General features: G+C 68.8%; 14 protein-coding genes. 10 read left to right on the top strand and 4 right to left on the bottom strand.

Annotation, left to right across the window (positions count from 1 at the left end):
• Positions 1 to 191 precede the first annotated feature (191 nt).
• Together ACFV7R_RS41960 and ACFV7R_RS41955 are read right to left on the bottom strand one after the other, a co-directional pair.
• Positions 192 to 1,220, bottom strand: coding sequence for an NlpC/P60 family protein (locus ACFV7R_RS41960; RefSeq protein ID WP_385274448.1), 1,029 nt, complete (start codon positions 1,218 to 1,220; stop codon positions 192 to 194).
• 31 nt (positions 1,221 to 1,251) lie between these two features.
• Complete coding sequence (locus ACFV7R_RS41955; protein WP_385274446.1) at positions 1,252 to 1,710, bottom strand: ATP-binding protein; 459 nt, start codon at positions 1,708 to 1,710, stop codon at positions 1,252 to 1,254.
• A 196-nt stretch (positions 1,711 to 1,906) separates the two neighbouring features.
• On the opposite strand from ACFV7R_RS41955, the gene ACFV7R_RS41950 reads away from it, so the two are divergent.
• Genes ACFV7R_RS41950 through ACFV7R_RS41940 form a run of 3 tightly spaced genes read left to right on the top strand, consistent with a single transcriptional unit; the run spans position 1,907 to position 3,246 of the window.
• Positions 1,907 to 2,752, top strand: a complete 846-nt coding sequence (locus tag ACFV7R_RS41950) for a helix-turn-helix domain-containing protein (protein ID WP_385274443.1) — start codon at positions 1,907 to 1,909, stop codon at positions 2,750 to 2,752.
• A gap of 10 nt (positions 2,753 to 2,762) precedes the next feature.
• On the top strand, positions 2,763 to 3,008 hold the full coding sequence (locus ACFV7R_RS41945; protein WP_385274440.1) for a DUF397 domain-containing protein: 246 nt from the start codon (positions 2,763 to 2,765) through the stop codon (positions 3,006 to 3,008).
• Positions 3,001 to 3,246: a DUF397 domain-containing protein gene (locus ACFV7R_RS41940; protein WP_385274437.1), complete on the top strand. Its 246-nt coding sequence runs from the start codon at positions 3,001 to 3,003 to the stop codon at positions 3,244 to 3,246. Before ACFV7R_RS41945 ends, ACFV7R_RS41940 begins: the two co-directional genes overlap by 8 nt.
• Positions 3,247 to 3,292: 46 nt before the next feature.
• Here ACFV7R_RS41940 and ACFV7R_RS41935 read toward each other — a convergent pair whose 3' ends face one another.
• Entirely contained in the window at positions 3,293 to 4,237 is a 945-nt protein-coding gene (locus ACFV7R_RS41935) for an oxidoreductase (RefSeq protein ID WP_385274434.1), read from the bottom strand.
• An 89-nt stretch (positions 4,238 to 4,326) separates the two neighbouring features.
• Between ACFV7R_RS41935 and ACFV7R_RS41930 the strand changes: the two genes are divergently transcribed.
• The 7 genes from ACFV7R_RS41930 (at position 4,327) to ACFV7R_RS41900 (ending at position 12,437) form a co-directional block, all read left to right on the top strand.
• Positions 4,327 to 4,929: a TetR/AcrR family transcriptional regulator gene (locus ACFV7R_RS41930; RefSeq protein WP_385274431.1), complete on the top strand. Its 603-nt coding sequence runs from the start codon at positions 4,327 to 4,329 to the stop codon at positions 4,927 to 4,929.
• A gap of 326 nt (positions 4,930 to 5,255) precedes the next feature.
• Positions 5,256 to 5,564, top strand: a complete 309-nt coding sequence (locus ACFV7R_RS41925) for a hypothetical protein (RefSeq protein ID WP_006136301.1) — start codon at positions 5,256 to 5,258, stop codon at positions 5,562 to 5,564.
• Between the two features lie 211 nt (positions 5,565 to 5,775).
• Complete coding sequence (locus tag ACFV7R_RS41920; protein ID WP_385274427.1) at positions 5,776 to 6,594, top strand: hypothetical protein; 819 nt, start codon at positions 5,776 to 5,778, stop codon at positions 6,592 to 6,594.
• Positions 6,584 to 7,924 (top strand): hypothetical protein, encoded by a 1,341-nt coding sequence (locus ACFV7R_RS41915; protein ID WP_385274424.1) that lies wholly within the window; start codon positions 6,584 to 6,586, stop codon positions 7,922 to 7,924. Before ACFV7R_RS41920 ends, ACFV7R_RS41915 begins: the two co-directional genes overlap by 11 nt.
• Positions 7,921 to 9,480 (top strand): SCO6880 family protein, encoded by a 1,560-nt coding sequence (locus ACFV7R_RS41910; protein ID WP_385274421.1) that lies wholly within the window; start codon positions 7,921 to 7,923, stop codon positions 9,478 to 9,480. The genes ACFV7R_RS41915 and ACFV7R_RS41910 overlap by 4 nt, the downstream gene beginning before the upstream one ends.
• 14 nt (positions 9,481 to 9,494) lie before the next feature.
• Positions 9,495 to 10,904 carry an ATP-binding protein gene (locus tag ACFV7R_RS41905; RefSeq protein ID WP_385274418.1) on the top strand — a complete coding sequence of 470 codons (1,410 nt, stop codon included), beginning with the start codon at positions 9,495 to 9,497 and terminating at the stop codon, positions 10,902 to 10,904.
• 9 nt (positions 10,905 to 10,913) lie between these two features.
• Complete coding sequence (locus tag ACFV7R_RS41900) at positions 10,914 to 12,437, top strand: type VI secretion protein (RefSeq protein ID WP_385274415.1); 1,524 nt, start codon at positions 10,914 to 10,916, stop codon at positions 12,435 to 12,437.
• 2 nt (positions 12,438 to 12,439) lie between these two features.
• Here the strand turns inward: ACFV7R_RS41900 and ACFV7R_RS41895 are convergent, their stop codons facing one another.
• Positions 12,440 to 13,003: a GNAT family N-acetyltransferase gene (locus ACFV7R_RS41895; RefSeq protein ID WP_385274412.1), complete on the bottom strand. Its 564-nt coding sequence runs from the start codon at positions 13,001 to 13,003 to the stop codon at positions 12,440 to 12,442.
• Between the last annotated feature and the right edge of the window lie 107 nt (positions 13,004 to 13,110).

Genomic DNA, 13,110 nt, shown 5'->3' with positions numbered 1-13,110 from the left:
GGGCCCCTTCGTCGTCGTCTCCGCGGGCACAGGTGCGTGCACCGCTCTGCCACCCCCGTGGTGTGTAGATCCGCGTGGCTCGGCTACGTCAACAGGAACGCACGACTCCCCTCACTGCGTTCCACACTCCACTGAATGATCACGCAGACGTTATCGAAGAGAGACTCATCTTCGCAGCTCAGGGGGGAGGTTTACGTTCGGTTCGCCCCGGATCCGGCGGTGGCTGGGAGCGCTTTTGCGCCATCTTCGGTGACCCGGGTGGCACCGAAGTAGTCAGGGGTGTCGATCGGGTCGAACCGGATGACAGCCCCCGGCCTCGGGGCATCGATCATGTACCCGCCCCCCACATAGATCCCGACATGCCGAATGGCCCGCGAATTGGTGAGGTCGTCCGAGAAGAACACCAGATCTCCCGGCAGCAGCTCCTCACGCGAGGGATGCGGCCCGGCGTTGTACTGATCATTGGCGACCCGCGGCAGCGTGATCCCCACACTCTCGTACGCGGCCTTGGTCAGCCCCGAGCAGTCGAACCGTCCGCCCTGCTCCGCCGTACCGTTGCCGCCCCAGAGGTACAGCGTGCCGAGCTTCTCCTGCGCGTAGTGGATGGCACCGGCCGCCTGCTCGGAAGGATCGACCCGCCCGACGGGCGCGGCGAAGCTCTGCTCGAGGGTCGTGATGGTCTTCACGTAGTTCTGGGTCTCCTTGTACGGCGGCACGCCCCCGTACTTGATGACCGCGTACGCCCCCGCGTTGTAGGCGGCGAGCATGTTCTTCGTGGCGTCCCCCGGCACGTCCTTCACATACGAGGCGAGCTCGCAGTCGTAGGAAGCAGCCGACGGAATCGCGTCGTTGGGATCCCAGACGTCCCGGTCCCCGTCCCCGTCCCCGTCGATCCCGTGCGTGGCCCACGTACCCGGAATGAACTGCGCTATCCCCTGCGCCTGAGCCGGGCTCTGGGCCTTCGGGTTGAACCCGCTCTCCTGGTAGAGCTGGGCGGCGAGGAGGGCGGGGTTGATGGCGGGGCACATATTGCCCCACTTCTGCACGAGGGGCTGATACGCCGCGGGCACGGCCCCCTTGGCCAGCTTCTTGCTCGCCCCGTTCACGCCGTTGACGAGGTTCCCGGCGACGATGTACACCCCGACGACGAGCAGCATCACCAACGCGACCCCGGCGCCCCCGACGGCGACCGCCACGATCCACGCCTTACGCACCGTCAACCGCCCCTCGCCGCCTGGGAGTACGCCCACGTCAGTGTAGAGGCGGCGGCTCAGGCACGGGACTATCGCGAGCCTCTTGACACTCGGCCCACAGCAGTTTTCCGCCCTTCGCCGCGTCTGGCTCCACACCCCAGGCGTCGGCGCAAGCCTGTACAAGTCGCAATCCGCGCCCGTTCTCGGCGTCGGGCGGGGCCGCGGAGACGGGAGAGCCGTTCTCCGCGAATCCCGGTGGGACACGGGGGTCGGCGTCCCAGACGGCGACCCTGAGCAGTCCTGACCGGGTGTGAAGGAGGCGGAGAGCGTACGGGCCGCTGGTGTGCAGGTGCGCGTTGGCGAGCAGCTCGGCGGCGACGAGTTCCGCGGTGGGGGTGAGGTCGGCGAGGTCGTGGGCGGCGAGGACCGTGCGGAGGGTTGCGCGGGCGATGCCCGGTGCGCGTGGATCGTGCGGGAGTTGGAGGGTGTAGGTCCAGGGCGGGGATACGGTGGGCATGGAAGTCTCCGATCACTGAGGCGCGTTGGGGGAGTGCGGATGGTTGTTGCCCAGTGGCCTGCCGATCCGTCGAACGGTGCGCTTCTGGGCGAGGGCGCCTGAGGGATAAGGTAGCGGCGCGAATAAAACAACTTAGATGCATTGCGTGAAAGCACTAAGTCTTCATCCGTGTGAGTTACGAGGAGGCGGGACACCCGTGCGAACCAACCCGACGGGTCGTCAACTGCGTTTGGGCGCTGAGCTGCGCAAGCTCCGTGAGCGTGCCGGCATGACCTCCACCCAGGCGAGCCGCCTGCTTGGCGTGCAGCAGAACCAGATCAGCAACGTCGAGGCCGGACGGGCGGGTGTGAGTCCCGAGCGTGTACGCACTCTGGCCTACCACTACGACTGCGGCAACAAGGCCCTCATCGGAGCACTCAGCGATATGGCGTCGGAGCGGGTGCGCGGCTGGTGGGAGGAGTACCGGGAGATCCTGCCCGCCGCCCTCCTGGACCTCGCCGAGGTCGAGCACCATGCGACACGCCTGCGCGCCGCCGTGACCATCCACGTTCCCGGCCTCTTCCAGACCACCGACTACGCACGCGAGATCTTCCGCCAGGACGTACCGGAGATGTCGCCGCCCGACATCGAGCACCGGGTTTCGTTCCGCATCAAGCGGCAGGCCGTACTCTTCCGCGACGCCCCGATCCCGTACCAGGCGATCATTCACGAGGCAGCCCTGCGCATGAAGTTTGGTGGCCCTTCCGTGACTCGGGCCCAACTGCAGCACCTGCTGGACATGAGCGAGCGGGAGGACGTCACCGTGCGCGTAGTCCCGTTCGACGCCGGAAGGCTCCCCGGGTCGGGCCAGTCCTTCTACTACTCCAAGGGACCGGTGCCGCAGCTCGACACCGTGCATCTCGACCAGTCCCACGGCCCGGTGTTCCTCGACTCCGAAGCCCAGCTCGACAAGTACCGCGTCCTTTACGACCGTATGGAAGCCAGCGCACTCTCCCCCGTGGAGTCACGGGATTTCATCCACAAAGTCGCCCAGGACCTCTGAGGAGCCGCAAGTGCCCCAGCTCACCTGGCAGAAGTCGTCCTACTGCGCTCAGGGCGACTCCTGCGTCCACGTAGCCCGCACCTGGCAGAAGTCGTCGTACTGCTCCGAGGGCGCCTCCTGCGTCCACGTCGCCACCACCACCGAAACGATCCATCTCACCGAAAGCAGCGACCCCACCGGAGCCATACTCGAGGCCACCCCGGCCGCCTTCGAAGCCCTCCTCACCACCCTCAAGGAGGGCCCCCACCGTGGGTGAAATCCCCCCGAACCTCACCTGGGAACGCGCCGCCCCACCCGACGCCACCGGCCCTGGCCCCTGGATCGAGATCGCCTTCGGCGAAGGAGAGGACGGCGACGCCCCCGTCTACATCCGCGAGACCAGCGCCCCGGACAACGTGGTCACCACCAACCGCCGCAAGTGGGACGCCTTCGTACTCGGCGTACAGGCGGGCGAGTTCGACCACTTCGTCGAGGGCATGAACGGCGTTCAGTAACCGCTCGAGCGGCATCGAGCGACTGCCGATCAGCGACGTGACCGTCTCACGCCCTCCCGGCCTCCACCCCGCTCGCCACCCCCAGCGGGAAGCTCACGCCCGTCAGCTCCTCCGACACCGTCCACAGCCGCCGAGCCGCCGCCGGGTCGCTCGCCGCCGCCGAACGGCTCACCAGGGTCGGTGCGCCCCGCATCTCACCCAGGCCGTCGGGGCCGACGTAGCTCGCGCCAGGCAGGTCCTGCGTCGCCGCGTACAGCGTCGGCAGGGCGCCCGCCTTGTCGTCCTGGGCGAAGAAGCGGTTGCCGAGCATCATGCCCACCCGGCTCACGCGGCTCGCAGCGTGGCTCTGGAGGTTGGTGGCCGCGTACCCGGGGTGCGCGGCGAGGGCGCGGACGGGGGAGCCGGATTCCGTGAGGCGGCGCTGGAGTTCGAGCGTGAAGAGCAGGTTCGCCAGCTTGGACTGGCCGTAGGCGCGTACGGGCGTGTAACCCGACGTCAGATTCAGATCGTCGAAGTGGATTACGCCGTCGCCCCACCGGTGAGCGCCCGACGACACCGTCACCACGCGGTCGGTGACATACGGCAGCAGCAGGTTCGTCAGCGCGAAGTGACCCAGATGGTTCGTGCCGAACTGCATCTCGAAGCCGTCCTTGGTCCGCTGCTCCGGGAGCATCATCACGCCCGCGTTGTTGATCAGCAGATCCAGCGGCCGGGCCTCCCAGCCCTCCGCGAACGCGCGGACCGAGGCCAGGTCGGCAAGGTCGAGGCGGCGGACCTCCGTGCTGCCGTTCACGGTCGCGGCCGCGGCCCGGCCGCGCTCCGGATCCCGTACGGCGAAGACGACATGCGCCCCCGCCCGGGCCAGCGCGTTCGCGGCGGCGAGGCCGATGCCGCTGTTGGCACCGGTGACGACCGCCGTCCGGCCGGTGAGGGCGGGAAGACGGTCTGCGTTCCATTTCGCCGGCCGGGCCGGCTTGCTCGTAGTAGGCATACCCTCAATGTAGGCAGCGCCAACAATGCTGTCAACGACAACAATGGTGACGACGCCAACAAAGATGACGCCGACAACATAGAGATACGATGGTCCGCATGCCCGAGAGCCGCCCCTACCACCACGGAGACCTGCGCGCAGCCCTGCTCGCCGGCGCCGAGCGCACCCTGCGGGAGAAAGGGCCCGCCGCCCTGTCCCTGCGCGAACTCGCCCGCGAGACCGGCGTCAGCCATGCCGCCCCGGGCCGGCACTTCAAGGACAAGCAGGCCCTGCTGGACGCCCTCGCCCTCGCCGGCTTCGAGCGCCTGACCGAGGCCATGGCCACCGCGGACGACCCCGCACTCCCGTTCGAGGAGCGGCTCACCCGCCTCGCCAGGGCCTACCTCGGATTCACCATCGAGAACTCCGCGCTACTGGAGCTGATGTACACCCGCAAGCACGACCCCGACGTCTCCCAGCAACTCGCGGCAGCCGTGGAGCGCTCAATCGAGCCGATTGTGCGCCTCTTCGAAGGCGCCCAGGAGCGCGGCGAGATCGTCGCGGGAGACCCCGAGCACATCACCCTCCTCGCAGGCGCCACCCTGCACGGCGTCGCCGCCTTCACCGCCAACGGCTCACTCCCGCCCCAGGCCGCACTCGGCGGCATCGGCGAACTGGTCCACCATCTCCTGCACGGACTCCGCCCCCGCTGACCCCTCGCCACCGAGCCAGGTCACACCGGCAGATAGCCTTCATCCGGAGAACATCGAGACGACCTCTCACCCGACCGACCGTCAAAAACGGCCCCAGGGCACAGAGAATGTTCAACGACGGAACCACATGACGGGTTTCGTTCCCACCTCGTTGCCCGGCGTGACCTGCCGTGATACACAGAGTGACGATACGAGGTGTTCGTACGAAACCCGCCACTCGATGACGCCAAGTCGACATACGACAGCGCCATTGTCGGCGAGAATGAGGCCTGACCTCTGCGCACCGCAGGGGACTGCGGAACTACCCAACAGGGGCGGTGACTTACATGCTCTTTGCGGCCGACGAGGGAGACATCAACACCATCATCGGAGGGATCGCTCCGGACTGGGGCCCCTTCGGCAGCCTGGGCAACGAGGCGAAGGTGATGATCGAGGTCGTGATGGCGGTGGCCATCCTGATCTGTCTCGGCATCGCCATCTGGGGCGCCGCCAAGCAGCGCATCGGCGCGACGGCCCTGCGCGACACCTTCAGCGCGGAACAGGGCAAGGGCCTCATCATCGCCGGCCTCACCGGGGTGTTCATCATCGGCTCACTCGGCACTCTCTTCACCATCGTGTACGGCATGGCCGTATAGGCCCACCCCTCCCCTCCGGGCGCGCCCGGTCCGGTCCCCCTCCACCCCACCCGCCCGTCGTGCCCACCGGCTGAGGTTGCGTTTCCCTGATGTCCCTGATGTCGAGTCACCACACCGCGCCCGCGCGGGAACCAGCACGGCTACCGTCGTACCTCTACGCGTTCAGTCGGTACGACGGTTTCCGCTACGACGTCGAGGGGGCGTACGCGGCATGAGTCTCGGGGACGAGCACGAAGCCTCCGGCGGTTACGGCGGTACGGGCCACACCCGCACCCGCCTGCCCGACGGCGACCCCTATGGGGGCGCGCGGCGCGGCCGGTCATCCTCCCGGAGCCTGGTCATGGTGGTCGGCGTGGTGGTCCTGCTGATCGCCGCGATCGCATTCGCCAACCGTGGAGGAGACGATTCCGAATCCACGGACACCGCGGGCTCCGGCCCGGAGGCGGCGCCTACGGCGGCGAGTGGGGAGCGGCCGGTGGAGGGCAAGACGGGCGGGATTCCGACCGGGTACGCCCATGACGAGGAGGGGGCGCAGAGCGCGGCGGCGAACTATGCGGCCGCGTTGGGGTCTGACGGCATGTTCAATACGCCCAGACGCCACGAGATCGTGCAGACCATCGCCGATCCCGGTGCGGTGGGCCGACTCCAGTCCGGCTTCGACGCCGACTATTCAGCAGACCTCCTGAAGAAGATCGGCCTCAAAGACGACGGCACCGCTCCAGCAGGCAGCACCTTCGTCAACCGCACACTTCCGGCTGGCACCAAGGTCACGTCCTTCAATGATGGCGAGGCCACTGTCGAGGTCTGGTGCAACAGCCTGTTCGGCCTTGCCGGCGAAGGCTCGACCAATCCCGTGACCAGCGGGTGGTTCACCGTGACCATGAAGCTGAGCTGGAGCGGTGACTGGAAGGTCCTGGAGACCAGCCAGAAGACTGGCCCGACTCCCGTCGCCGGAGACAACCCCGTTTCCGGCGCCGACGAGATCGGCAAGGCGGTCAAGGAGTTCGGAGGGTTCACGTATGCCCGGTAGCCCGCACCGCGTGCTCAAGCTCACCGGCCTCGTGGCCGCCGCACAGGCAACAGCCGTGCTGGTGGCCAGCCGTGCCTTCGCCGCACCCACGCCAACGCCATCGCCGACAGGCAGCGAGGATCCCTGCTCGCTGATTGCCGGCCCCGCGAAGGAGTACTGCGAACGCGACGGCGGCGACAGCCGCACCGGCGGCAGCTCCCCCACCCTCGACCCCACCTCCACCCTCGACCCCCTCTCCTCCCTCGCCCAGGGCTGCGCCGACGCCGCCTCCTGGACCATCGACAAGCTCAGCGAAGCCGTCAACGACACCGCGAACGTCGACTTCACGAACGCCAGGTTCCTCCAGCAGTACGCCGTCGTCTTCGCCGCGTCGACGATCCTCACCCTCCTCCTCTGGCTGCTGGCCGTGGCCAAGCGAGCCGTCCGCGGCGTCCCCCTCAGCACCGCCGTCGGCGAGGCGATCGGGTTCCTCTGGCTCACCGTCCTGGCCTCCGCCTTCACCCCGCTGATCCTGTACACGGTCGTGTCGGCGACGGACGGCGTCTCCGACGTCCTGGCGAAAACCACCGGCGACCAGACGGACGCCTTCTTCGGCAACTTCTCCGGCGCCCTGAAGAAGGGCGAGGACATCGGCGGCGGCCCGATCATGCTGATCGTCGTCTCCCTGGTCTCCATCCTCGCCGCCGGTGTGCTGTGGCTGGAGCTGGTGATCAGGGCCGCGCTGCTGTACGTCGGCGCACTGCTCGGCACCGTCGTCTACGCCGGCCTCGTCGACAAGAACCTGTGGGGCCACGTCCGCCGCTGGGCGGGCATCATGATCGCCGTCATCCTCGTCAAGCCGGTCATCGTCATCGTCCTCGGCCTCGCCGGTGCCCTCTCCGCCGACGACGGCCCCGACGCCTTCTCCGCCGTCGTCTCCGGCCTCGCGATCATCCTGCTCGCCATCTTCGCCTCCGCGATGATCTACCGCTTCGTCCCCGGCTTCGGCGACGAGATCGCCGGCTCCCGCAACAACCGCATCATGCAGAGCGCCGAAGGCAAGGCCGCCGCAGTCATCAGCTCCCCGGCGACCCTGGTGGCCCAGGGCATCAAGACCCACAGCACCCGCGCCGACAACAACGGCGGTCAGTCCGGCGCCAACACCGCCCCCCGCCCCGCCAACCAGGCGTCCGGCGGGGTCGCCGCGCACAGCTCGCGCCCCTCGAACGGAGGTGGCGGATCTGTCCCCTCCGCCGCACCCGCGCCGCGCTCGCCCAGCGCGGTGAACACACCACACGCCAGCAACACCCGCAACAGCAGTACCAACCGCACGGGAGGTGAAGGGCGTTGACGACCGAGTCCCACCTGTCCCATCCGGTCACGCCCCGCCGTACATATCTGATCGGCCGCGCCCGGCCGAACGCGATCGTCGGCCGCAACCGCGAGACCGGCGAGATCGCGCTGATCATCGCGGGCGCGTTCCTGGGCATGATGTGCGGGCTGCTCGTCCCGGTGCTCTCCCTGCGCATCGTGCTGCTGATGGGCTTCCCGCTGCTCGCGCTGGCGGTGGTCTACGTGCCGTACAAGCACCGCACGATCTACAAGTGGTTCGAGATCAACCGCAGTTACAAGCGCACCCTCCGCTCGGGCGCCGCCTACCGCTCGGCCGTCATCGAGGCCGGCACGCGTCTCGACGGGCGGGAGGTCGAGATCGGCCCGCCCCCCGGCATCGGCCGCATCACCTGGCTCGCCGCCCCCTTCGGGCCCGACGAGATCGCCGTACTGCTGCACGCGGACCGCAAGACGGTCACCGCCGCCATCGAGATCGAGGGCCCGGGCGTCGGTCTGCGCGACTCCGAGGACCAGGAAGCCCTCGTCGACCGCTTCGGCACTCTCCTCAAACACGTGGCCAACGGCGACGGCTTCGTCACCCGGCTGCAGATGCTCGCCCGCACCCTCCCCGCCGACCCCGACGCCCACGCCAAGGACGTGGCCGTACGCGGCGACGACCGGGCCCCGGCCTGGCTGCAGCAGTCGTACGACCAGCTCCAGTCGATGGTGTCGACGAGCAGCGAGCAGCACCGCGCGTATCTCGTCGCCTGTATGCACTACACCCGTGAACTCGCCGCCGAGGCCCACGCGATGGCGCGTGCCGCCCGCCCCCACGGCGGCGGCAAGGTCGACCGGGACGCCGGGCTGGCGGTCGTCATGGCGCGCGAGCTGACGGACATCTGCTCACGCCTGCAGGAGGCCGACATCCGCGTACGGCAGCCGCTCGGGCAGGGACGGCTGGCCTCGCTCATCCACTCCATGTACGACCCGGACCATCCGATCGACCACATCCAGGCGATGACGAAACGCAATGCCTGGCCGGCCGAGCTGGACGCCATGGAGCCGACGTATCTCCAGGCGAAGACCCGCGAGTCCACCACCCGTGCCCCCTGGTGCCATGCCACGGCCTGGGTGAAGGAGTGGCCGTTGACCCCGGTGGGCGTCAACTTCCTGGCGCCCCTCCTCGTCCACACCCCGGACGTCATCCGGACGGTCGCCGTGACGATGGATCTCGAGCCCACCGAGGTAGCCATCGAACGCATGCTGACCGAGAAGACGAACGACGAGGCCGAGGCCTCCCGCGCCGCCAAGATGAACCGCACCGTCGACCCGCGCGACGTCGCCGCCCACAACCGTCTCGACCAGCGAGGAGAAGACCTGGCGAGCGGCGCGGCAGGGGTGAACCTGGTCGGCTACATCACTGTCTCCTCCCGCACCCCGGAGGCGTTGGCGCGCGACAAGCGGACGATAAGGGCCTCGGCCGGCAAGTCGTATCTGAAGCTGGAGTGGTGCGACCGCGAGCACCACCGGGCCTTCGTGAACACGCTCCCGTTCGCCACCGGAATCCGAAGGTAGGGGTTGATGCCCTGATGCGGGACCCGCTCTCCGCCATCACCGAAGCCTTCACGTCCTTCCTCTTCGGCAAGGTCGAGACCACCCGGCTGCCCGTACGCACCTCCACGGGCCAGGCGCAGGCGGTCTACCTCCCCACCGCCGCCCCCGGCCTCGGCGACTCCGGCGTCATCATCGGCCGCGAGGTGTACTCCGGGAAGGGCTACATCTACGACCCCTTCCAGCTCTACGGCCAACAGCTCCCCGCCCCGCACTGGCTGGTCCTCGGCGAGTCCGGCAACGGCAAGTCGGCGCTGGAGAAGACGTACGTCCTACGACAGCTGCGCTTCCGGGACCGGCAGGTCGTCGTGCTCGACGCGCAGGGCGAGGACGGCGTCGGCGAGTGGAACCTCATCGCCCAGGAGCTGGGGATAACTCCCATCCGCCTGGACCCGACGGCCGCCCTCGACCACGGCATCCGCCTCAACCCGCTCGACCCGGCGATCACGACGACGGGTCAGCTCGCCCTGCTCCGGACCATCATCGAGGTCGCGATGGGGCACGGGCTGGACGAGCGGTCCGGCTTCGCACTCAAGGTCGCGCACGCCTACGTCAACGAGACCATCCTCGAGCGCCAGCCCGTCCTGACCGACATCGTGGAGCAGCTACGGCACCCCGAGCCGGAGTCCGCCGAGGCGATGAACGTCGACATAGACGACGTACGGGCGTGGGGCCTGGACGTGGCGCTGGTCCTGGACCGTCTGGTCGACGGTGACCTGCGCGGCATGTTCGACGGCCCGACGACGGTCGGGATCGACCTCGACGCCCCACTGATCGTCTTCGACCTCTCCCACATCGACCGCAACTCCATCGCCATGCCGATCCTGATGGCGATCGTCGGCGTATGGCTGGAGCACACCTGGATCCGCCCCGACCGGAAGAAGCGCATCTTCCTGGTCGAGGAGGCCTGGCACATCATCAACAGCCCCTTCGTGGCGCAGCTGTTCCAGCGGCTGCTGAAGTTCGGGCGACGGCTGGGCCTGTCCTTCGTGGCGGTCGTGCACCATCTGTCCGACGTCGTGGACGGGGCGGCGGCGAAGGAGGCCGCGGCGATCCTGAAGATGGCGTCGACCCGGACCGTCTACGCCCAGAAGGCGGACGAGGCGAGGGCTACGGGCCGGGTGCTGGGTCTGCCGCGGTGGGCCGTCGAGATCATCCCGACCCTCACTCCCGGCATCGCCGTCTGGGACGTCAACGGCAACGTCCAGGTCGTCAAACACCTGGTCACGGAGACGGAACGCCCGCTGGTCTTCACCGACCGGGCGATGACCGAGTCCGCCAGCGACCTCGCCGACGACGCCCTGCGCGCCGCCGAGCTGGAGGCGGAGGAGCGGGCGGCGGCCTTCATGGAACAGCACCTCGGCGACTCCGAGTCGACGGTGGCGTAGGAGGGCGGCGTGAGACCGGACGATCACCGGCGGGACGGCCAGGGCGGTATCCCCGACGGCCTGCTGATCGGCATACTCGGCTTCCTGCTCGGCATGACCCTGCTGGTCTGGTCGGCCACGGGCCTGGCCGGCTGGTTCTCCCACGGCGCCTGGCCGTCCGGCGTGACCTTCACCCGCACGCCCCTGGCCATGCGCCATCTCGTCGCCGAGCCCCACGACATCACCGGCGCCTGGCCCCACACCCCGGGGACGCAGCTCTCCGGGTACGGGCTGTTCTGGGGGCTGTTCATCGGTCAGCTGATGGTGCTGTTCGTGCTGACGGTGTTCGTGATGGGGACGCTGGCGCGGTGGAAGGCGGTACGGGCGAGACAGAGGTCTGCGCCGACGGCATACGAGCACACCAAGAACGCCGAGGCCACGTCCCCGGCCCCGGCGATCGAACCGCACGAACTCCGGGCCCCGACACAGCAGGCACCCAGCGAGGACCGGCCCCAGGAGGTCCCGACTCCGAGAAGAGCCCCGGACCCGGATCCGACGGCGCTGCTCCGCCCCACACCACCGGACCCTGAGCGTCCCGCTCCCCTGTTCGGCGGTGAACGGGCCGGCGGGTGGGAAAAGATCCTCGTGATGCCGACGGAAAGCCGCGCCGCCACCGCAGCCCAGGCCATCCGCGACGCGGAAGGCCCCGCCCTCGTCGTCACGTCGAACCCCACCCTCTGGCAGGACACCAAGGACGCGAGATCAAAACTCGGTCCAGTCCTCCTCTACGACCCCACCCACCGCTGCGACACCCCGGCCCGCCTCCACTGGTCCCCCATCACGGGCTGCGAGGACAAGCCCACGGCAACAGCAAGAGCCGCCGCCCTCCTCACGCCGGTGCGCCCCACCGCCAAGATCGACCAGGCCCTCAGCGACACCGCCGAGACGCTGCTGCGCAGCTACCTCCACGCCGCCGCCCTCGACAATCGCACCATCCGCCACGTCCACCGCTGGTCCCAGGGCACCCAGATCCAGGAAGCCGTACGCACCCTGCGTACGCACCCCAAGGCGGCCCCCGGCGCCGCCGGCGAACTCGAGGCCGCCCTCACCGCCCACCCCGAACGCCGCGACATGGCTCACGAGTTGACCAGTCGCGCCCTGTCCTCACTGTTCACGGTGAACGTCCGCGAGGCATGCACCCCAAACCGAACTGATGCGCTCACCTTGGATTCCTTCATCGATGAAGGGGGCACGCTTTATATGGTCGGTGAATCCATCGAGGACCCCAGGACGAACCCCGGCGCGATGCCTCTCCTCACGGCCCTCGTCTCCAGCGTGGTCGAGCGCGGCCGGCGCATGGCCGAACGGTCATCCTCCGGTCGCCTCGACCCACCACTGACCCTCGTCCTCGACGACATCGCGGCCGTGGCCCCGCTCCCCCAACTCCCGTCCCTGCTCACGTCCGGACCGGACCAGGGCCTCCCCACCCTGGCCCTCATCCGCTCCCGCGAACAGGCCCGCTCCCGCTGGCCGCACGACGAGCTGCCGGTCTGACGTCACCCTCTTTCGAGAACGAACTCCCGCTCACAGGCCCCCGTTTGTCCGTCCAGCGGCACGGTCACCCCACTCGGCTCGAACCCCACCTTCCGGTAGAAGGCCTGCGCCCGCCCGTTCTCCTCGTGCACGATGAGCCGCACCCGCTCCAGCCCCCGCCCCCAGGCCCACTCCAGGGCCTCGTCGAAGAGCAGCTCGGTCAGCCCGCACCCACGGTGCTCGGGCCACATGTACACGCCCACGAGATGCCCCTGCCGCCACTCAATGGGAAACCCGGCCCAGTCCGTCGTCCCCGGCTCCTCGACCAGCACGGTCAACGTCCCGACCAACTCCCCGCCGGGCCCCTCAGCAACGATCTGCTGCGCCGTAACCGCTCCCTCGGCACTCCTCGCCGCCCGTTCCTGCCAGAAGGAGTCGGGCCGGGCAGCGGCCTCCTCATACGTTTCCAGAAAGGCAAGATGCGCCACCGGATCCCGCAACGCCCTCAATCGCAGCTCTTTCAGCGCCGGCCACTCGTCAGCACGTATGGACCGGACGACGTACCGCTCATCGGTGCTGATGTTCATGGGCGCCACCGTAACGCAGAAAACCCCCGTGCCGTCCGGCACGGGGGTTTTCTCAATGATTGTTCGGCGGTGTCCTACTCTCCCACAGGGTCCCCCCTGCAGTACCA

The organism is Streptomyces sp. NPDC059866 (assembly GCF_042731325.1).
Classification (GTDB): Bacteria; Actinomycetota; Actinomycetes; order Streptomycetales; family Streptomycetaceae; genus Streptomyces; species Streptomyces flavusporus.
The sequence above is the reverse complement of the archived record's forward strand: the minus strand, read 5'-3'. Positions and strand labels throughout refer to the sequence as shown.